19 protein-coding genes are annotated in these 17,862 nt (G+C 73.5%); 10 read left to right on the top strand and 9 right to left on the bottom strand.

Annotated elements, in window-relative coordinates:
• Nucleotides 1-48: 48 nt before the first annotated feature.
• Nucleotides 49-711: a TetR/AcrR family transcriptional regulator gene (locus KY5_RS34225; protein WP_098245832.1), complete on the top strand. Its 663-nt coding sequence runs from the start codon at nucleotides 49-51 to the stop codon at nucleotides 709-711.
• Nucleotides 712-794: 83 nt separating this feature from the next.
• On the opposite strand, the gene fabI is transcribed toward KY5_RS34225, so the two are convergent.
• Together fabI and KY5_RS34215 are read right to left on the bottom strand one after the other, a co-directional pair.
• A complete protein-coding gene (gene fabI / locus KY5_RS34220) occupies nucleotides 795-1,574 on the bottom strand; it encodes an enoyl-ACP reductase FabI (RefSeq protein ID WP_098245831.1) in 780 nt (259 codons plus the stop codon).
• A complete protein-coding gene (locus KY5_RS34215; RefSeq protein ID WP_098245830.1) occupies nucleotides 1,571-2,428 on the bottom strand; it encodes an alpha/beta fold hydrolase in 858 nt (285 codons plus the stop codon). The genes fabI and KY5_RS34215 overlap by 4 nt, the downstream gene beginning before the upstream one ends.
• A gap of 145 nt (nucleotides 2,429-2,573) precedes the next feature.
• Here KY5_RS34215 and KY5_RS34210 point away from each other — a divergent pair, with 145 nt between their 5' ends.
• Genes KY5_RS34210 through KY5_RS34170 form a run of 9 tightly spaced genes read left to right on the top strand, consistent with a single transcriptional unit; the run spans nucleotide 2,574 to nucleotide 11,356 of the window.
• A complete protein-coding gene (locus KY5_RS34210) occupies nucleotides 2,574-2,780 on the top strand; it encodes a hypothetical protein (protein ID WP_098245829.1) in 207 nt (68 codons plus the stop codon).
• A complete protein-coding gene (locus KY5_RS34205) occupies nucleotides 2,773-3,723 on the top strand; it encodes a hypothetical protein (RefSeq protein ID WP_098245828.1) in 951 nt (316 codons plus the stop codon). Before KY5_RS34210 ends, KY5_RS34205 begins: the two co-directional genes overlap by 8 nt.
• Complete coding sequence (locus KY5_RS34200; protein ID WP_098245827.1) at nucleotides 3,720-4,070, top strand: 4Fe-4S dicluster domain-containing protein; 351 nt, start codon at nucleotides 3,720-3,722, stop codon at nucleotides 4,068-4,070. Before KY5_RS34205 ends, KY5_RS34200 begins: the two co-directional genes overlap by 4 nt.
• Complete coding sequence (locus KY5_RS34195) at nucleotides 4,054-5,823, top strand: fatty acyl-AMP ligase (RefSeq protein WP_098245826.1); 1,770 nt, start codon at nucleotides 4,054-4,056, stop codon at nucleotides 5,821-5,823. The genes KY5_RS34200 and KY5_RS34195 overlap by 17 nt, the downstream gene beginning before the upstream one ends.
• Complete coding sequence (locus KY5_RS34190) at nucleotides 5,820-6,086, top strand: MoaD/ThiS family protein (protein WP_055544209.1); 267 nt, start codon at nucleotides 5,820-5,822, stop codon at nucleotides 6,084-6,086. Before KY5_RS34195 ends, KY5_RS34190 begins: the two co-directional genes overlap by 4 nt.
• 3 nt (nucleotides 6,087-6,089) lie before the next feature.
• A complete protein-coding gene (locus KY5_RS34185) occupies nucleotides 6,090-6,917 on the top strand; it encodes an acyl-CoA thioesterase (protein WP_098245825.1) in 828 nt (275 codons plus the stop codon).
• Nucleotides 6,914-8,629, top strand: coding sequence for an acyl-CoA dehydrogenase (locus KY5_RS34180; RefSeq protein WP_098245824.1), 1,716 nt, complete (start codon nucleotides 6,914-6,916; stop codon nucleotides 8,627-8,629). The genes KY5_RS34185 and KY5_RS34180 overlap by 4 nt, the downstream gene beginning before the upstream one ends.
• Complete coding sequence (locus KY5_RS34175) at nucleotides 8,535-8,942, top strand: acyl carrier protein (RefSeq protein ID WP_098245823.1); 408 nt, start codon at nucleotides 8,535-8,537, stop codon at nucleotides 8,940-8,942. The genes KY5_RS34180 and KY5_RS34175 overlap by 95 nt, the downstream gene beginning before the upstream one ends.
• A complete protein-coding gene (locus tag KY5_RS34170; protein ID WP_098245822.1) occupies nucleotides 8,939-11,356 on the top strand; it encodes an acyl-CoA dehydrogenase family protein in 2,418 nt (805 codons plus the stop codon). The genes KY5_RS34175 and KY5_RS34170 overlap by 4 nt, the downstream gene beginning before the upstream one ends.
• Before the next feature lie 101 nt (nucleotides 11,357-11,457).
• Here KY5_RS34170 and KY5_RS34165 read toward each other — a convergent pair whose 3' ends face one another.
• Genes KY5_RS34165 through KY5_RS34135 form a run of 7 tightly spaced genes read right to left on the bottom strand, consistent with a single transcriptional unit; the run spans nucleotide 11,458 to nucleotide 17,862 of the window.
• Entirely contained in the window at nucleotides 11,458-11,889 is a 432-nt protein-coding gene (locus KY5_RS34165) for a PaaI family thioesterase (protein ID WP_098245821.1), read from the bottom strand.
• Entirely contained in the window at nucleotides 11,886-12,593 is a 708-nt protein-coding gene (locus KY5_RS34160; RefSeq protein ID WP_098245820.1) for a ketosynthase, read from the bottom strand. Before KY5_RS34160 ends, KY5_RS34165 begins: the two co-directional genes overlap by 4 nt.
• Nucleotides 12,590-13,798 (bottom strand): beta-ketoacyl-[acyl-carrier-protein] synthase family protein, encoded by a 1,209-nt coding sequence (locus KY5_RS34155; RefSeq protein ID WP_098245819.1) that lies wholly within the window; start codon nucleotides 13,796-13,798, stop codon nucleotides 12,590-12,592. Before KY5_RS34155 ends, KY5_RS34160 begins: the two co-directional genes overlap by 4 nt.
• Complete coding sequence (locus KY5_RS34150; RefSeq protein WP_098245818.1) at nucleotides 13,788-14,036, bottom strand: hypothetical protein; 249 nt, start codon at nucleotides 14,034-14,036, stop codon at nucleotides 13,788-13,790. The genes KY5_RS34155 and KY5_RS34150 overlap by 11 nt, the downstream gene beginning before the upstream one ends.
• Nucleotides 14,033-15,301 carry an enoyl-ACP reductase FabV gene (fabV, locus tag KY5_RS34145; protein WP_234363000.1) on the bottom strand — a complete coding sequence of 423 codons (1,269 nt, stop codon included), beginning with the start codon at nucleotides 15,299-15,301 and terminating at the stop codon, nucleotides 14,033-14,035. Before fabV ends, KY5_RS34150 begins: the two co-directional genes overlap by 4 nt.
• A gap of 11 nt (nucleotides 15,302-15,312) precedes the next feature.
• Nucleotides 15,313-16,734: a class I adenylate-forming enzyme family protein gene (locus KY5_RS34140; protein ID WP_098245816.1), complete on the bottom strand. Its 1,422-nt coding sequence runs from the start codon at nucleotides 16,732-16,734 to the stop codon at nucleotides 15,313-15,315.
• Between the two features lie 9 nt (nucleotides 16,735-16,743).
• Nucleotides 16,744-17,862 (bottom strand): 3-dehydroquinate synthase II family protein, encoded by a 1,119-nt coding sequence (locus KY5_RS34135; RefSeq protein WP_098245815.1) that lies wholly within the window; start codon nucleotides 17,860-17,862, stop codon nucleotides 16,744-16,746.

Here is a 17,862-nt window from a genome sequence, read left to right as displayed (position 1 = left end):
CTATCGGGCACCGCGAGCACCTGGCCCAGGAGATAGGTAGGCACCACCATGGCAGCGACACACATCGACGGACGGGTCGCCCGCGGGAACCAGACACGTCAGCTGGTCCTCAAACGCGCCATGCAGGTCGCATCGGTCGAAGGTCTGGAGGGCCTCTCCCTCGGCCGCCTCGCGGGCGAACTCAAGCTCAGCAAGAGCGGCGTGTTCGCCCTGTTCGGCTCCAAGGAGGACCTCCAGCTCGCCACGGTGCGCGCGGCGATCAAGGTCTATCTGCAGCACGTGGTCCAGCCCGCCCGCGAACTCCCGCCGGGCATCAACCGGTTGTGGTGCGTGTGCACCAGCTGGCTCACCTACTCGCGCGAGCGCGTCTTCCCCGGCGGCTGCTTCTTCTACTCCACGTCGGCCGAGTACGACGCCCGCACCGGCCAGGTGCACGACACCCTCGCCGCGGCCCGCACCAACTGGACCACGCATCTGGAGCAGACCGTCTGGGAGGCGCAGCAGACGGAGGAGATCGTCGCGGACGTCGACATCCCGCAGCTCGTCTTCGAGCTGATCGCGTTCATGGAGATGGCGAACGCCGAGTCCGTCCTGCACTCCGAGTTCACCAGCTACGACAAGGCGGCCACGGCCATCCTGACCCGGCTGCGCGGCGTGGCCACCGACCCGTCGCTGCTGCCCGCGTCCGTCGAGGGACCGGCGGGCGCGTAGGCGCCGTGCGAGGGTCCGCCCGGGGGTGACGGGCCCTCGCACGGCGCGTTCATGGGCGGGGCCGGGGGCCCCGCGGCGCGGGGTCAGGCCCCGATGGCGTGCACACCGCCGTCGACGTGCACGATCTCGCCCGTGGTGCGGGGGAACCAGTCCGAGAGCAGCGCGACCACCGCGCGGGCCGCGGGCTCGGGGTCGGACAGGTCCCAGCCGATGGGGGCGCGGGTGCGCCACACCTCGCGGAACGTCTCGAAGCCGGGGATGGACTTGGCGGCCATCGTCTTGATCGGACCCGCCGCGACGAGGTTGCAGCGGATGCCGCGCGGCCCGAGGTCCCGTGCGACATAGCGCGAGGTGGACTCCAGGGCGGCCTTGGCCACGCCCATCCAGTCGTACGCAGGCCAGGCAGTGCTCGCGTCGAAGTCCAGGCCCACCACGGCGCCGCCCCGCTCCTCCATGAGCGGCAGACAGGCCATGGCCAGGGACTTGAGGGAGTACGCGGAGACCTCGACGGCGGTCGCCACCGAATCCCAGCCGGTCTCCAGGAAGTTGCCGCCGAGCGCGTCCTGCGGCGCGAAGGCGATGGAGTGCACGACGCCGTCCAGGCGCGCGTCGCCGCCGACGCTCTCCCTGACCCGGTCCGCGAGGCTGTCGAGATGCCCCTTGTCCCGCACGTCGAGCTCGATCAGGGGCGCGGGGCGCGGCAGCCGCTTGGCGATGCGTTCGACCAGGCTGAGCCTGCCGTAGCCGGTGAGGACCACTTCGGCGCCCTGCTCCTGGGCGAGCCGTGCCGCGTGGAAGGCGATCGAGGACTCCATGAGCACCCCGGTCACCAGCACGCGCTTGCCCGCGAGTATCCCGCTCATCCCGCCACCACCTCGGTCTTCCTGCCGGGCTCGGTGGCGCCGGCCGTGACGAACTCCGTTATTTCCTCGACGACCTGGGGGGCGCCCAGAATGCGCAGGTGCCCGAATCGCCGCGTGGTGACCAGGCGCGCCCCGAAGAACTCGGCCAGACGCACCCCCTGGCCGGGGTCGACCGAACCGTCGTTCTCGTCGTGGATGACCAGGAGCGGTATGTGCGCTCCCGCGGTGCCGTGGAAGACGGAGAAGCGCGTCCACATGTCCGCCTCGCCCGGGTACACCTCCCGCTCGATGCGCCCGCGCAGCTCCTCGTTGACCTCCGCGGAGAGCCGCGCCGCCGTGCAGAAGCTGTCGACGAGGTAGGCGAAGTCGGGGACCGGGCTGATCGCCACGATGCGGCCCGTGCGCACCCCGTGCTGGAGGGCGAAGTAGGTCGCGGTCACCCCGAAGGAGTGGCCCACGACGGCCTCGAAGTCCCCGTGTGCGCGGTGGAGTTCGACGATGATGTCGCGGTACTCGATCATGGTCGTGCTGTCGCCGGTGGCCTCGCCGTGCCCCGGCGCGTCGAACGCGACCGGGCTGTAGCCGAGTTCGGTGAGCCGGGCGATGGTCTTGGCGTAGCGCGAGGCGCGCGATTCCCAGCCGTGCACCAGGAGCACCGGCCGTTCGCCGTCGCCCCAGCGGTAGACGACGGCCGACTTGCCGTTGACCGTCAGCTCCGAGGTCCGCGCGCTGTCGATGACCGCCCGCTCGTCGGGCCTGGCCCTGCTGCGGCCCTGAGGGCGGCGGAAGAGGTCGAACATCTCCTCGCCCTGGTCGCTCGGGGCAGCGTGTGCGGCTGCTGTAGCGGGATTCATCCCACGCCCTCCATCCAGATGATCAGGAATGCCGAGATGTTAGCACGACCGTTCGCTCATATTGATTCCCCGCATCGACCAGAAAAGTGAACGGACGGTCGTGCTAACGTTCCCGACGTCAGCTCTCCCCTGCTTGGAGGACGCCATGACGCACCCGCACTTCGCGACGCAGCACTCCGCGACCCAGCGCTCCGCCGACGCGGATCCGGGCGCGACGGCAGACCGTCCCCCGGGCCCGAACCAGTCGTTCAAGGACGACCTGGACGGCCTGATCGACGCCACTCTCCTGTCCGGCCGCACCGAGCAGTTCGCCGACACCACCGACCAGCCAGGGAAGGGACGCAATGACTGACGCAGGCGCCACGGAGCGCATAGGCATCGCCGTCGCGTCGGGGATGCTCAAAGGGGTCTACGGGCACGGCGTCCTGTCCGCGTTCGAGGAACGCGGGCTGCGCGCCGACGTCTACGGCACCGCCTCGTCCTCCGTCCTGTCCGGCGGCCTCGCCGCGGTCGGCAGGGCCCGGCGCACCGGCGTGGACTACTGGCTGAAGGCCACCGCGGCCGCCGCGGAGAAGGGCATGAGCACCGTCGTCCTGGACAGCATCCAGGAGTACGGACCCGTCCTGCGCGAGGGGCTCTTCACGGCGGACGCCCCCGAGTTCCTGCTGGCCACCGGCAAGGTCACCAATCCGGCCGCCGCCGAGATCACCCAGGGCTCCGGCGCGAAGGCGCTGGGCAGGGACCTGCTGCGCAACGTCTTCACCGGGGACCGGAGTTGGGTCGAGGAGAACCTCGCCACCGTCGTTTTCTCCTCGCGCGCCGAGCCCGGGAGCGCCGAGCCGCGGCTGACCCCGGAGAACTACGACGCCGTCTCCTACGCCTCGACGCGCATGCTGCACGCCTGGGCGGTGCCCGCCGAGATCGACGGCGAGGCGTACGTCGACGCCTCCTACACCTGCTCGTGTCCGGCCCGCGAGGTCGCCGCCAAGGGCGTGGACGTGCTCATCGCGATCGGCTCCGACCCCTTCCCGCTCTTCCGCGACCTGTACGCGTCCGAGGAGATCGTGGACGGCTCCGTCGTCGGGCAGGCCCGCGTCCTGGTGATCAAGCCGGAGGACGACCTCAAGAACCTCGGCGTCGACTACGCGTCGGCGACGGCGGACGGGCTCGTCAAGGCGTACGAGCTCGGCCTCGAGGCGGGCCACCGGTTCGTGGACGCGCACGGCGAGCTCCTCGCCGCGGCGGACTCGGCACCAGGTCGTGCAGGAACCGGAGTTCAGGAGGAGAGCGCGTGACACACGTGGTCACCGAGCAGTGCGTCCACTGCAAGTTCGCGGAGTGCATCACCTACTGCCCCGTCGCCTGTTTCCGGGAGGCGGGCACGTTCCTGGTGATCGACCCCGAGGAGTGCATCGACTGCGGCAACTGCGTCGAGGCGTGCCCGACCGACGCGATCTACCCCGAGGACGAGCTGCCGCCCGAACTCGCGCCCGCGCTCGAGTGGAACGCCCGGCTCGCCACCGAACTCCCCCTGGCCACCACCCGCGTCGAGCCGCTGCCCGACGGCGACCAGTGGCAGGGCAGGCCGGGCAAGTGGGACACCCTCCCCGTGGAACAGGCTCCCCGTGTCAGCTGTCCGTGATCCCGACGGTCTCGAAGGGCTCGGCTTCGCGCGGCTGTTGCACGAGCGGGCGCGCCACGCCCCCGACGTCGTCGCCCACCGGTTCGTCCACGAGGACGAGTCCACCGAGGAACTCACCCACGCCGCGCTCGACGCCCGGGCGCGCGCCGTCGCGGCGGGGGTCCTCGCGGCCACCGACGGGCGCCCCGACCCCGTGCTGCTCCTGTTCGCGCCGGGACCCGACTACCTCGCCGCCCTGTTCGGCTGCTTCTACGCGGGCGTCCCCGCGGTGCCCGCGTTCCCGCCGGACCCCACCCGGCTCGCGCGCACCCTGCCCCGGCTCGCCGCCATCATCGAGGACGCCGGGTCGAGCACCGTCCTGACCACGTCGGACATCGCGCCGCTCATGGCGGACTGGCTCGCCGGGACCTTCGGCGGCCGGGCCCCGCGCCTGATCGCCACCGACACGCTCGACGCTCCGGAGACGGGCACCGGCACGGAGCCACCGCCCGCGCCCCGGCCCGGTGTGCCCGCGCTGCTCCAGTACACCTCGGGTTCGACGGCGCTGCCGCGCGGCGTCGTGCTCGACCAGGCCAGGCTGCGGGCCAACTGCGAGGAGATCGCGCGCGGCTTCGGGATCCACCCCGGCAGTTCGGGCGGCCTGTGGCTGCCGCCGTACCACGACATGGGCCTGGTCGGCGGCATCCTCACGCCGCTCGCGACCGGCATCCCGGTGACCCTCATGTCACCGGTGACGTTCCTGCGCCGCCCGCTGTCCTGGCTCCGCATGGTCTCCCGGTACCGCGCGACGATCATCGGCGCGCCGAACTTCGCGTACGACCTGTGCGTGCGCCGCGCGACGGACGCCGAGGTCGACGCCCTCGACCTGTCCGGGGTCGAACTCGCCTTCACCGGCGCGGAGCCCGTGCGGGCCGAGACGATGGAGCGGTTCGCGGCGCGCTTCGGGCCCGCCGGGTTCCGCGCCGCCTCGTTCCTGCCCTGTTACGGCCTTGCCGAGGCGACGCTGTACGTGACGGGCGGCAAGCCGCTGGGCGGCTGGCAGACGATCACCGTGGACCGCGAGGCTCTCGAGGCACACGGCACGGCGCGGCCCGCTCGGCCGGGGCAGCCGTCGAGGTCGCTGGTGAGCTGCGGCAGGCCGGGGCCCGACACCCGCCTCCTGATCGCCGATCCGGCCACCCGCGAGCCCCTCGCCGACGGGGCCGTCGGCGAGATCTGGGTCGACTCGCCGAGCGTCACCGACGGGTACTGGCGGCGCCCCGAGGAGACCGCGGAGACGTTCGGCGCGCGCACCGCGACCGGCGAAGGTGCCTACCTGCGCACCGGCGACCTCGGATTCGTCCTGGACGACGAACTCTTCGTCGCGGGACGGCTCAAGGACCTCGTCGTCATCAACGGCCGCAATCTCCATCCGGTCGACGTCGAGCGGGTCTGCGAGGCCACGGTCCCCGGCATCCGGCGCAACTGCGGCGCCGTGTTCGCGGTCGAGGGCGCGGCGGGCGGCGGCGAGCGGCTCGTCGTGGTGTACGAGGCCGACGTCGCCGACGAGGAGCGGTACGCCGAGGCCATCGACGGCATCCGCAGGGCCGTGTCGAGGGAGCTGAACATCCGGCCGGGCGCCGTCGTCCTGGTGCGGCCGAGGACCATCCCCAAGACCTCCAGCGGAAAGGTCCAGCGCTGGCTGGCCCGTCGGCACTACCTCACCGGCGAGCTGGCGGAACTCGCAAGCACCGACGAAAGGGCCAGGCGATGATCGTCAAGGTCAGGGGCGTCCTGCTCCGCTTCACCGACTACGAGAACGAGATCGAGATCGGCGGCGGCACCGTGCGCGCGGGTCTCACCGGCCTCACCGAGCGCTACCCGCGGCTGCGCGAGGTGCTGCTCGACCGGGACGGCACCGTACGCCCCACCCACCTCATCGCCCTCAACGGCGAGCGGCTCACCCAGGGCGAGCTCGACCGCGAGGCCACCGAGGACGACCGGGTCGACATCGTCACCGCGATCTCCGGGGGCTAGCAGATGCCCCGCACCTCGACCTACGAGACCGTGCTCGACGCGGGCCAGTTCACCCCGACGCAGCTCCAGACCACCGCCGTCGGCAGGCTCGCCTTCCAGGCGGGCGCCCGCTGGCTGCGCGACCACGTGTGCAGCCACCGCGCCCTGCTGACCGAGCACCAGGTCGGATTCGTGCTCTGGTCGTGGCAGGTGGAGTACGACGCGCCGCTCGGCTTCCTCGACGCCGACGCGGCACTGGTGGACGTACGGGCCAGGCTGCGCGGCCCCGCCTCCTCGCAACTGGAGGTGGAGATGACGCTCTCCGGTCCCGCCGGTGTCGCGGTGCGCACCCGAGGCGCGTCGGTGCCGCTGCGGCTCGGCGGCGACCAGGCGCTCTCCGGGGCGCCCGCGACGCTGCCCGACGCGCTGGTGACCGCCTTCAAGGACGACGAGGTCGAGCGCTCGCCGCACCGCTCGGCCGTGCGGGCGCTGCGCGGCCGGTTCGAGCGGGACGGGGAGCCGCTCGCCTCGGGCACCACGTCCCAGCGCGTGCACCGCCACCACTGCGAGGTCGCCGACCAGTGGTACTGGGCCGAGACCCTGGGGTTCGCCGCGGGCGCCAGGGAGGAACTCGTGCTGCGGCACGGCCGTTCCGTGCCCGAGCTGCGCCGCGCCCTCGCCGACGGCGTCCGACGGGTCGATGTGACCTGGCTGCGCACGGGCCAGCTGTGGGACCTGCTCGACGTCCACAGCACGGCGTACCGGCACGGCGACGAGCTCGCCTTCGTCCACGAGATCCGGCTCGCCGACGACGACGGCGGTCCCTGCGCACTCGTGGTGGAGCGGATATGACCGCCGTCGGAACCGAAGAGGCCGTCGGGACGCCGCCCGCCTTCGAGGGCGCGGCGCGTCTTGAGCGCGCGCTCGGCTGCCCGTTCGACCCAGGGACCGGCATGTCGCTGGCCGGGGGCGTGCGCGCGGACGAGAGCGAGAGCGAACCCACCGCCGCCTACGAGGCGGCCTGGGCGGCCGGTCTGCACCGGCATCTGGTGCCCGTCTCCGAGGGCGGTGGCCTCGCCTCGTTCGAGTCCTTCGCGGCCGTGGCACGCGTCGTGTCGCGCCGTGACCTCGCGGTCTCCGTGGGGCTCGGCTCGACGCTGCTGGCCGCGACACCGGTGTGGATCTGGGGCGACGACGAACAGCGGGCCCGCGTCGCGGAGTTGGTGCTCAGCAGGGCCTGGGGCACGGCGGGCATCAGCGAGGAGGCGGCGGGCAGCGATCTGCTCGCCACCGCCACGCGAGCGGTCCCCGACGGCGACGGCCATGTGCTCAACGGCCGGAAGTGGCTGGTCGGCAACGGCGGCAGGTCCGCCTTCGCCACCGTGCTCGCCGCGTCGGACCCGTCGTACGGCCTGTTCCTGCTCGACTTCGAGGCCATCGGCGGCAACGGCGTGCGGCGGCTGCCGAAGGTCCCCACGCACGGTCTGCGCGGGCACGACCTGAGCGGCTTCGTCCTCGACGGCTGCCGGGTCGGCGCCGACGCCGTGCTCGGGCGTCCCGGACGCGGCATCGAAATGGTCTCCGGCATGCTCCAGTTCACCAGGACCCTGGTCGGCGCGAGCAGCCTCGGCGCGGCCGACACGGCGCTGCGCATCGCGCTGCGGCACGCCCGCGAGCGCGTCCTGTACGGGCAGCCCGCGCTGGCGCTGCCCCCGGTGCGCTCGCTCCTCGCGGGCGGCTTCGCCGATCTGCTGATCGCCGAGTGCGTACAGCTCGCCGCGGCGCGCGGACTGGACGTGGCGCGGCAGCGGATGGCGCTGTGGTCGGCCGTCGCCAAGTACGTGGTGCCCGGTCTCTGCGTGGACACCGTGCGCGCCTGCGGCGACGTGCTCAGCGCGCGGGCCCACCTGCGCGAGGGCGTGGCGGGCGGGGCCTTCCAGAAGCTGCTGCGCGACGTGTCCATCACACCGGTCTTCGAGGGCACCGAACTGGTGCAACTCGACACGGTGCGCGCCCAGTTGGCGGCGGCCGCGCGACGGCGCGGGCAGGCCGCACCGCTCCCGCTCGACCTGCTCTTCGGGTTCGGCCAGCCGGTGGCGTCACCGGCGCCGCGCGCGCTGCGGCCCGCGCTGACCTTCGGCGGCGCGGACGAGGTGGTCGACGGGCTCGACGAGGCCGCCGACACGCTCACCGACGACGCCGAACTCGGCCCTCTCGTACGCATGTTGGTGAAGGTCCGCGACGAGAACCGGGCGGCGTTCCGCGCGCTCGGCACGCGGCGCACCACCGACGCGTACGACGCGGCCCGTACGCACTGCCTGGTGCACGCGGCCGCCTGCTGTCTGCACACCTGGCTGCGGCGCGGCGGCGCCCTCGGCACGCCGGCGAGCGAGCGGACCTGGCTCTCGGTCGCGCTGCGCCGCCTCCTGGCGCGCCTCGGCCTTCCGGTCGCGCCCGACCCCGAAGCCGATGACCTGCTGGTGCGCGCGCTCGCCCGACTGGACGACGAGGACCGGGCGTTCTCGCTCGTGCCCCTGCGGCTCGCGCCGCAGCACCGCGGCTGATCCGACCGACCTCAGGGAGTACGCCATCACCACCACCGACCACGCGCACGGCACCGCCGAGTCCGCGGGAGCCTGGCTCTCGCGGCTGATCGGCGAGCTGCTCGGCATCGACGAAGCGCTCCCGACCGACCGGCCGCTCGGCGAACTCGGCATCGACTCGCTCACCGCGGCCCAGCTCTCCGTGGAGGTCGAGGAGCGCACCGGGGCCACCGTCGCCCTCGACAGGTTCCTCGGCGACGAGACGCTCGACGACCTGGTGCGCGCCCTGGGCGCCGACGCGGATCCGGCCGCCGCGCCCGGGGCCGCGGCATGACGCCCCGGGCGCACGCCGTCGACGTCATGAACCGCGGGGACCTGGCCCACGCCACGCTCGACGACGAGGTGGAGCGGATCAGGCTGGAGGCGCGGCACCGGTTCGGGGGCTTCGTCCTGGACCACGTCAATCCGGGCTCGTACTTCCTGAACCACGAGCGCAGGGCACTCGACAAGCGACTCTTCGAGCAGGCGGGCGACCTCGGTCTGCTGCGCTTCTCGCTGCCCGTCGAGGCGGGCGGCGACGGCCGCGACAAGCTCGCCTGGGGCGTGGTGGTCGAGGAGATCGCCCGCCTCTCGCGCGATCCGGGGTTCGCCGTCCTGCTCGACATCACCGTCGAGATCACCGAGCTGATCCTCTCCAGCGGGAGTCCCGAACTCGTCGACGCCTACGTCCCGGACCTGCTGTCCGGGCGGCGCTTCGGGGTGCAGGGCGCCTATGAGAACCGGGATCCGTACGACTACCGGTCCACGGCGCGCCTGGAGGGCGACACCTGGGTGGTCAACGGCGCCAAGCGGTTCCTCGCCGGGGCCCGGTTCGCCGACCTGTTCGTCCTGTTCCTGCGCGACGAGGCGTCCAACGACATGCTCGCCTTCGCCGTGGAGAAGGACGATCCGGGGGTGAGCGCCGTGCACATGGACACCATGGGGCTGCACACCATGGGGCTCGGCCAGGTCGTCCTGCACGACGTGCGGCTGCCCGCGTGGCGCCTGGTGTGGCGCGCCGACGCGCTCAGCGAGCTCAACACCTACGCCCGCATCCGCCGCACCATGAGCGCCTGCGGGGTGCTCGGCGCCCTGGACGGGGTCGTCGACGCCTGCGTGCGGTCGCTCACCTCGCGCAGGCGCGGCGGGCGTCCCGTGCTCGACTACACCAACGTGGAGCGCACGGTCGGCGAGATGCGCATGCTCCTCCAGAGCGCACGCGCGGGCATCCACCGGGCCCTCGACGGCACCCGGTCCCCCTGCCGCGACCCGCACTTCGACGAGTTCGCGACCGTCGCCAAGCACCAGGCGGCGGAGTGCGCGCTGCGCGTGGGCAGGCTCGTGATGGGGCTCCAGGGCGGCGAGGCGTACATGTCCGCGTTCCCCTGGGAGCGGTTCATGCGCGACATCCTCGGTCTCGTCTCCGGGCAGGGCTCCCAGGAGACGCTCCTCATCCAGCTCGGGCAGCGGGCGATCGTCGGCCTGGAGGGCGGCCAGGCCCGCGAGGACGCCGCCGAGCGGTCGGTCGCCCGGTGCGCGGACGCCTGGTGGGCGCTGCACGCCGTCGAGCGGCGGCACGCCGCGCCCGGCGCCTTCGCCGACGCGGTGGGGCGGCTGACCACGGCCTCGGGCCTGGACGGCGACATCGCTCCCGCCCGGCTCGACGCGGTGACGGAGCTGCTCGACCGCGCCCACGCGCTGCTCGCCGCCGTGCGGTCCGGGCAGGCACCGCAGGCACTGCCGCCGGGGCCCGCGGGCCTGTTCGAGGGGCGGCTCGCGGAGCTGGCGGACCGGGCGTGGGCGCTCGTGGCGTGCGCGGTCGCGCAGGAGAGCGGGCTCCTGAACCGTCTCGTACGGCCCTCGACGGCCAAGGAGGCGGCCGACGGCCTCTCCGAGGAGCTGACCGACGGACTCCTGCGCGTCCTGACCGACGCCTCGCTGGTGCACGGGGACGACGCCGGGCGCCACCGCGTCGAACCCGGCCTCGAACGCGTCCTCATCGGCGGTCCGCGCGCGGCGGCGTTCGCGGCGCGGTTGCGTCGCACCGTGATCGCGGGTGCCCGACTGCGCGCCGGGACGCGGGGGTTGGGGCGCACGATGGTGCCGGGCTGCGGCGGGGAGGCGGCGGTCCTCGCGGACGCGCTCGTCGACGGTCTCCTCGGGCAACTCGAAGGACTGCCCTGGACGTTGGACGCGCCCGACACGCGGGTGGGTTGCGCGGCCGCCGACGGCGGCCGCACGGCCGCGCGACTCGCCCGGCACATCCCGTCCGTGCCGGTGCTCGCGCTGGAGCCGGAGCAGGTGGTGGTGCCCCCGGTGGGCCGTACCGGCGACCTGGCCCAGGAGCGGGAGCTCTCCGACCGGATCGAGGTGCGATCCGGGGACCGCGCACGCTTCACGCCGGACGACCGCTTGGCCCTGGCCTGGCTCCCCGCAGGCGGCCTCACGCCCGAAGGACTGCGCGCGGCGGTGACGGACGCCGTGGCGGCGCTGCTGCCTGGCGGCTGGCTCGTGGCCCCCTGCCCCCTCCTGCCCAAGCGCCCGCAGGGCGCAGCGGCGGCACGCCTCGAACTCGCCCTCGTGGGCGGCGCGTTGGCGTCCGACACGGCGGCGGAGAAGTCGCTACGGGAGGCCGGGCTCGGTCAGGTGCGCACGGCGTGGGAGGACGCGGCGCTGGGGTTGCGGCTGGTGGTGGGGCGCAAGCCGTAGGGACGTACGCGCCCACGCCGCGGAGCCGCACACGTCACAGTCCCACGCCCCTTACGGGGCTGCCTCGACGCAGGCCACCCCTGCGTCGAGGCCCCCGCCTCTCAGTGCTCCGCGCTTCTGCCCTTGCGCAGCAAGCACGTCAGACGCGCCGTGCACACCAGCTGATCCCGGTCGTTCGTGATCGTCACCTGGTACGTGCCGATCTGTGCGCCCTCGTGCAGCGGCTCGCAGACGCCCGTGACCAGGCCGTCGCGGGCCGCTCGGTGGTGGGTGCAGTTCAGTTCCAGGCCCACCAGCATGCCGTCGGGGGCCACGTAGGCCGCGGCGGCCAGGGAGCCGAGGGTTTCGGCCAGGGCCGCGCTCGCGCCGCCGTGCAGCAGGCCGAACGGCTGGCGGTTGCCCGCCACCGGCATGGTGCCGACCACCCGTTCGCGGGACCATTCAGTGATCTTGATGCCCAGGCGGTTCACCAGTTGTTCCGCGGCGAGTTCCTCGGGCAGGTCGGCCATGATCCGGTCCATCGGCTGCTTCATCGGGTCGCTCCCAGTGCGTTTTGTGCGTGGTCGGTCTGCGCGACGAGGGCGGAGAAGTGGCCCGCGTCGCCCTGCGGGCAGGGAGGCTCGGCGGGCGAGGTGGTCGTCTTCTCGGCATCCGCCTCGCGCAGGAGCAGGGCCACCGCCAGGTCTCCCCCGTGCGGCGCCCCCGTGCCGCCCGACGCCGCCACGTGGGCGAACGCCGCTCCCGTGCGCGGATTCGCCGCGAGTTCCACCGCGATCAGCAGGACCTGGTCGATGTCGTCGTCCAGGAGCAGCAGTTCCGCCGCGTCGAGCGCCTCCGTCCCGATGCCGCTGTCGGCGGCCAGGCAGGAGACGGGTCCGGTCAGGCCGTACTCGATGGTGAGGTGGCCCAGGATCGAGGTGGTGACCGACTGGAGGAAGAGGAGCGGGTTGTGCACCCGGCCGCTCACCAGTTTCTGGCTCGCCAGGTCGGACGTCGTGGCGTCCCCGGCGACGGTGGCCAGCACGATGGCCGTCGTGTCGAGGTGCGGACCGACGAGGGGATGGTCCGCGCCGGGATCGCCGAGGCAGCGCCGGACGGTCTCGCGGACCAGCGGGTTGAAGGCGGAGGCGACGAAGCCGGGCACGGCGGGCAGTTCGGCGCCGGAAGCTCCGGGTCCGACGCGTGCGGCGGCGGCCACGGCCAGCGTCGGCCGTCCGGCGAGAAGGGGAACGGTCACGGCTGCTCCAGGATGATCGCGGTGTTCATGCCCCCGAAGGCCGCGTTCAACGAGAGCACCCGGCGCAGGTCGGCCCGGCGCGGCTCGTTCGGTACCCAGTCGAGGTCGCACCGGGGGTCGGGCGCGTCGAAGCCCGCGGTGGGCGGCACCGCGCCGGACTCCAGCGCCATGACGGAGACGACGAGTTCGACCGCGCCGGTGGCCTCCAGCATGTGCCCCGTCACGCTCTTGGTGGAGCTGACCATGAGCCGCCCCGCGTGGGTACCGAACGCGGTGTGCAGCGCGGCCGTCTCCGCCAGGTCGTTGAGCTCGGTGCCGGTGCCGTGGGCGTTGACGTAGTCGATCGCGGTGGGTCCGAGCCGCGCCCTGTCGAGCGCGCGGACGACGGCCCGCGCCATGCCGAGCCCTTCGGGGTGGGGCTTGACGACGTGGTGGGCGTCGGCCGACGCGCCGTATCCGCCGACCCTGGCCAGCGGACGGCCGCCGCGCCCGAGCAGGTGCGCGCCGGACTCCAGGACGAGGGCCGCCACGCCGTCGCCGAGCAGCATGCCGCTGCGGCCCTTGGCGAAGGGGCGCAGTCGCCCGTCCCTGGCGAAGGTGCGCCCCGAGTCGAACTTGGCGAACTGCTCCTCCTCCACGAGATAGCCGCCGCCGACCACGGCGACGTCCACCCGCCCCGCCTCGATGAGCCGACAGGCGTGGGCGACCGCGCTGGGCGAGGCCACGCACGCGTTGATGAACGCGAGCCGGGGCCCGGCGAACCCGAGGTCGTCGGCGACCGCGGCGGGCACTCCGCCCGCGAAGCTGCGGTGCGCGTCGCGCTGATCCGTCGCCCGGCCCGCCGCGGTGTCCTGCCAGAAGCGGTGGATGCCGGTGAAGTCGCCCTGGGTGCCCAGGAGTACGGCGGCGCGGTGCGCGTCGACCGTCGCGGGATCGAGCTTCGCCGCGGCCAGGGCCCCGCGCGCGCAGTCGATGGCGGTCTCGGTCAGCGCGGGTGCGGGGTCCGTGCCGTGGGCGGCGGCGTACCGGTTGCGGAAGGGCCGGGTGTCGAAGCGCTCGACCGGGGCGAAGGCGTGCCGCCCGGCGAACACGTGCTCGCGCAGCGCGTCCGCGCCGTGCCCGAAGGCGGTGAAGGTGTCGTACCCGGTGATCCAGACGTCCGTGCCCCCGCCCGGTGTGCGCGCCGCGCTCCTCTCAGCGGGCATCGGTGCCCGCCCCGAGGGCCGCGAGGTAGGTGTGGATCCCGCGTACCGAGGTGAAGAGTTCGAGGTCGGCGCCGTAGGGGTCGACGCTGATCCCGTGCTCCTCGTCCATGGCGTGCTGGAACCAGACCAGGGCCAGCGAGTCGAGGGTGAGCGGGGTGTCCTCGTCGAGTTCCTCCAGGGTGAGCGGGACGATGGAGTACTGGGTGAGCAGCCTGCGGATCTCATAGGTCGTGATCACGTGGCCGCCTCGTGCTCGTGCCGCACGGCGGTTCTCCTGGCTCTGTCGGGCGCCGGCGGCGCCACGTGGATCGGGTCGCCGAGGTCGCGGACGGGGTCCGTCGGGGCCGCGTAGTCGACGCCGGGCAGGCCGAAGCCGTTGAGGGCCAGGCACTGCGCGTGGTACCCGTCGGGGTCGCCGAGCCGTCCGATGTTCCCGGTGTCGACCTCCGCGAGCCTGCGGTCGACCTCGGCCTGTACGTCGGGGCGCAGCTCCCTGTCGTCGAGGCGCAGCCGCCCGCGCTCGTCCGCGCCGGGGAACGACCTGTTCGCCGGGGAGCCCGGGTAGAGGTGCTCGCCGAGCAGCCGGTGGGCCTGGGCGACGGGGCCCTCCTCCAGGCCCCGTTCGCGCATCACCCGGCTGAGGATCACGGTGTAGAGCGTCTGGGCGGGGATGACGCGGCTCGCCTGGGTGACCATCGCCCGCATCACGGCGGTGACGGCACGGCCGCCGGTAGGGGCGAGCCGGTCGTGCAGCGCGTGGGCCGTGGCCTCCAGGTGTTCCTTGGCGCGGCCGAGGGTGCCCGCCCGGTAGGTGGGGGCGAGCGCGGCATTGCCCTGATAGCTGAAGGCGAGCGTGGTGACGTCGGGCGCCAGCACACCGGCGTCGCCGAGCACGTCCATCCAGCGCCGCCAGTCGTCGCCGCCCATGACGGCGACCGTGTCCCCGATCTCCTCGTCGGACGCGGGTTCCAGGGTCGCCGCGGCGACCTCGCGGGTGGCGCTGTCGTAGGTCTTCGCCGTGAACGGGGCGCCGAGCGGCTTGATCGCCGAGCGGTGCGTGCGGCCGGTCTCCGGGTGGGTGCGGCGCGGCGCGGCCAGGCTGTGGAGGACCAGGTCCACCTGCCCGAGGTCGTCGCGGACGGCGCGCGCCGTGCGGTGTTTGACCTCGTCGCTGAACGCGTCGCCGACGACCGTGCGGCCGTAGCGCCCGATGCGGGCCAACTCCCCTTCGAGGGCGGCCGTGTTGTACCAGCCGGGGGTGCCGGTGCGCCCGGGCAGGCCAGGGCTCTCGCGGCACACGTTCAGCGTGGCGGCGCCCAGGCCGACGGCGGCGACGAGCCGGGTGGCGAGGCCCAGGCCCGCGGAGCCCCCGATGACGAGGACCGCGCGGGGCCGGGCCGCGCCGGGTGGCAGCGGCCGCTCCCGTACGTACGCGATGTCGTCGCGCACGCGCCGGGCGCAGCCGTCCGGATGGGCGTTGACGCAGAGGGAGCCGTGCGTCATCGGCTGGATGATCATGCCGTGGCCCCGCTCGGGACGGCCGCGCCCATGCGGGCGACGAGCGCGTCGCGGTCGCGCAGGAGCTTTCCGTTGCTCGTGCGCGGGATCGCGGGGGCGACCTCGAACCGGCGCGGGACCTTGTAGAGGCTGAGCCGCTCGCGGCACCAGTCCTGGAGGTCGCGGGCCGCCGTGCCGCCCCGCACGCCCACGAACGCCTCGATGGCGTTCTCGAAGAGCACCACCACCTCGGTGACGTCGGGGTGCGCGGCCAGGGCCAGTTCGACCTCCCTGAGGTCGACCTTGAGCCCGCCGACCACCACCAGGGCGTCGGTCCTGCCGTGCAGCGAGAGCACGCCGTTCGCGTCGATGCGGCAGCGGTCGTGCGTGCGCAGCCAGCCGTCGGCGTACCGATCCGCCGCGCCGCCCTCCGCGTACGCGTACGGGGAGGCGTCCGTGCGGATGTACAACTCGCCCGCCCGTACGTCGAGTTCCATGCCCGGGGCCGGGAGGCCCACCACCGGGGGCCGGTGCGCCCCCGCCAGGTCGACGGCGGCGATGCCGGTCTCGGTCATGCCGTACGCCTGGCCGATCCGGACCCCGTACCGCTCCTCGAACCGTTCGTACACCTCGACGCGCAGCGCCTCGCCGCCGGAGACGGCGAGGCGCAGGTCGGGCAGGGGGACCGGGGCGGACACGCGGGTGAGCAGCTCGAAGTGGAAGGGCACGCCGAACAGGACGTGCGCCCGCTGTTCCGCGAGGGTGGTCAGGAGCGTGCGGGGCCTGGCGTCCGGTGCGAACAGCAGGGTGGCGCTCGCGCGGAGCGCGTGCAGCACGCCGCCGAGCAGACCGAAGGAGTGCGTCAGCGAGTTGCCGAGCAGCACCCGTTCACCGGCGCGGGGCATCTCGGGCAGGGCGGCGAACCGGTCGAGTTCGGCGAGCAGGGACGCCGCCGTGCGGCCGATCGCCTTCGGGTGTCCCGTGGAGCCCGAGGTGAACTGGATCAGCGCGTGCGCGGTGCGGGCCGCGCGCCCCTCGGGACGCGCGGTGATCCGTGATGCGCAGGTGTCGCGGAACTCGACGCGGACCGCCCCCGCGTCGCCCGAGTCGATCAGGTGGCCCGGCGCGCACAGGGCGAGCATCCTGTCCACCTCGGCCCGGGTCGAGCGCGGGTCGACGAGGACGACCTGTGCGCCGCGCGACCAGAGCGCCAGGACGGTCCACAGATAGCTGAAGCTCGGTGTCATCCGCACGGCCACGGCCGATCCGGGGCCGATGCCGCGCGCCGCGAAGTCCTCTTCCAGCGCGGCGACTTCAGCGCGAAGGCGGTCCCAGGTCACCTCGGTCCCGGCCCGCGCCCAGACCGTTTCGGCGGCCGGGGCGGCCAGCGCCCGCGCGAGTTCCTCGGCGAGGGGTTCGTTGTCGGTTTCGCTCTCCACGGGGCCCGCTCACTTCTCGATGCAGAACTCGGCGACGGGCCAGCCGACGTGCCGCTTGTCGGTCGGCGTGTAGCCCAACAGCTGGTCACCCGCCTTGAGTTCGGTGACGTTGAGGACGGCGGCGCCGGGGCCGAGGACCCGCACGTGCCAGTCGTCCTGGACGGTCAGGCTGACCTCGACGCCCTCGGGGGACTTCGCCTTGATGGTCAGGAGCGGACGGGACTCCAGCTTGACGCGGCCCACCGCGATGCGGCGCGTACGGCCGTCGGCGCCCACGCCGAGCACCGTGGCGCCCGCCTGGAGTTCGCTCAGGTAGTTGGTGCGGTTGTCGGCGCCGTAGGTGTAGGAGTGCAGGGCACCGGCGTTGACGCGGAACGGGCGGGTCGGCATGTACGGCAGCGGGTGCGTCTCACTGACGCAGAGCACGAACCCGTGGGCGTACGAGCCCACCAGGATGCCCTCGTCCTTCTCGAAGTGCGTGCAGGTGTCGACGCACACGCGGTCGCCCATGCCCGAGTGCTCGATCGACTCGACGGTCAGCGAGGTGAGGTCGAGCGGTTCGGTCTTGGTGGCGAGGAGTTCGGCGAGCTTGAAGACGTCGTCGACGCCGGAGGGTGCCATCAGCAGGCCCTCGGAGCCCTTCTCCAGGACGCCGACGACGATCTCGGCCTCCTCGACCGAGCCGACCTCGCAGATCAGCCTGCCGTCGGAGCGGTCCGCGGCCGCGATGACGATCTCCAGCGGGATCTTGGTCGGGTCGCGGAAGCGCACCACGGTGTACGGCAGGTCGGCGGCGGCTCCGCAGGCGAGGTCGAGGGTGCGCTGGTCGGTCACCTCGACGTACGCGGTCGCCGACTTCTCGCCCGCGAGGAACCGCAGGCGCAGCGCGTTGAGTTCCTGCTCGTCGGTGACGGTCACGGCGACGAGGTCGGGGCCCTCGCCCTCCGCCGCGTCCTCGGGCGCGGCGCCCTGGGGCAGGAGCACCTTGCGCACCGTGGGCGGCAGCGTGGAGAGCACCTCGGAGTGGGAGTCCACGATGCCGTCGAGCCGGGCGTGCACGGCCGCGTCGACGACGGCGGCGACCTGCTCGGGGGCGACGGAACGGATGTCGATCCAGGCGAATTTCAC

The organism is Streptomyces formicae (assembly GCF_002556545.1).
Lineage (GTDB): Bacteria > Actinomycetota > Actinomycetes > Streptomycetales > Streptomycetaceae > Streptomyces > Streptomyces formicae_A.
Note: the sequence above shows the minus strand (reverse complement) of the source record. Positions and strands in the feature narration are given on the sequence as shown.

Excerpts from the sequence above, each read along its gene's own strand:
- KY5_RS34190 (WP_055544209.1), top strand. The coding sequence starts at position 5,820 with ATGATCGTCAAGGTCAGGGGCGTCCTGCTCCGCTTCACCGACTACGAG.
- KY5_RS34175 (WP_098245823.1), top strand. The coding sequence starts at position 8,535 with ATGACCTGCTGGTGCGCGCGCTCGCCCGACTGGACGACGAGGACCGGG.
- KY5_RS34225 (WP_098245832.1), top strand. The coding sequence starts at position 49 with ATGGCAGCGACACACATCGACGGACGGGTCGCCCGCGGGAACCAGACA.
- fabV (WP_234363000.1), bottom strand. The coding sequence starts at position 15,301 with ATGACGCACGGCTCCCTCTGCGTCAACGCCCATCCGGACGGCTGCGCC.
- KY5_RS34165 (WP_098245821.1), bottom strand. The coding sequence starts at position 11,889 with ATGAAGCAGCCGATGGACCGGATCATGGCCGACCTGCCCGAGGAACTC.
- KY5_RS34185 (WP_098245825.1), top strand. The coding sequence starts at position 6,090 with ATGCCCCGCACCTCGACCTACGAGACCGTGCTCGACGCGGGCCAGTTC.
- KY5_RS34210 (WP_098245829.1), top strand. The coding sequence starts at position 2,574 with ATGACGCACCCGCACTTCGCGACGCAGCACTCCGCGACCCAGCGCTCC.
- KY5_RS34205 (WP_098245828.1), top strand. The coding sequence starts at position 2,773 with ATGACTGACGCAGGCGCCACGGAGCGCATAGGCATCGCCGTCGCGTCG.
- KY5_RS34215 (WP_098245830.1), bottom strand. The coding sequence starts at position 2,428 with ATGAATCCCGCTACAGCAGCCGCACACGCTGCCCCGAGCGACCAGGGC.
- KY5_RS34180 (WP_098245824.1), top strand. The coding sequence starts at position 6,914 with ATGACCGCCGTCGGAACCGAAGAGGCCGTCGGGACGCCGCCCGCCTTC.
- KY5_RS34170 (WP_098245822.1), top strand. The coding sequence starts at position 8,939 with ATGACGCCCCGGGCGCACGCCGTCGACGTCATGAACCGCGGGGACCTG.
- fabI (WP_098245831.1), bottom strand. The coding sequence starts at position 1,574 with ATGAGCGGGATACTCGCGGGCAAGCGCGTGCTGGTGACCGGGGTGCTC.
- KY5_RS34155 (WP_098245819.1), bottom strand. The coding sequence starts at position 13,798 with ATGCCCGCTGAGAGGAGCGCGGCGCGCACACCGGGCGGGGGCACGGAC.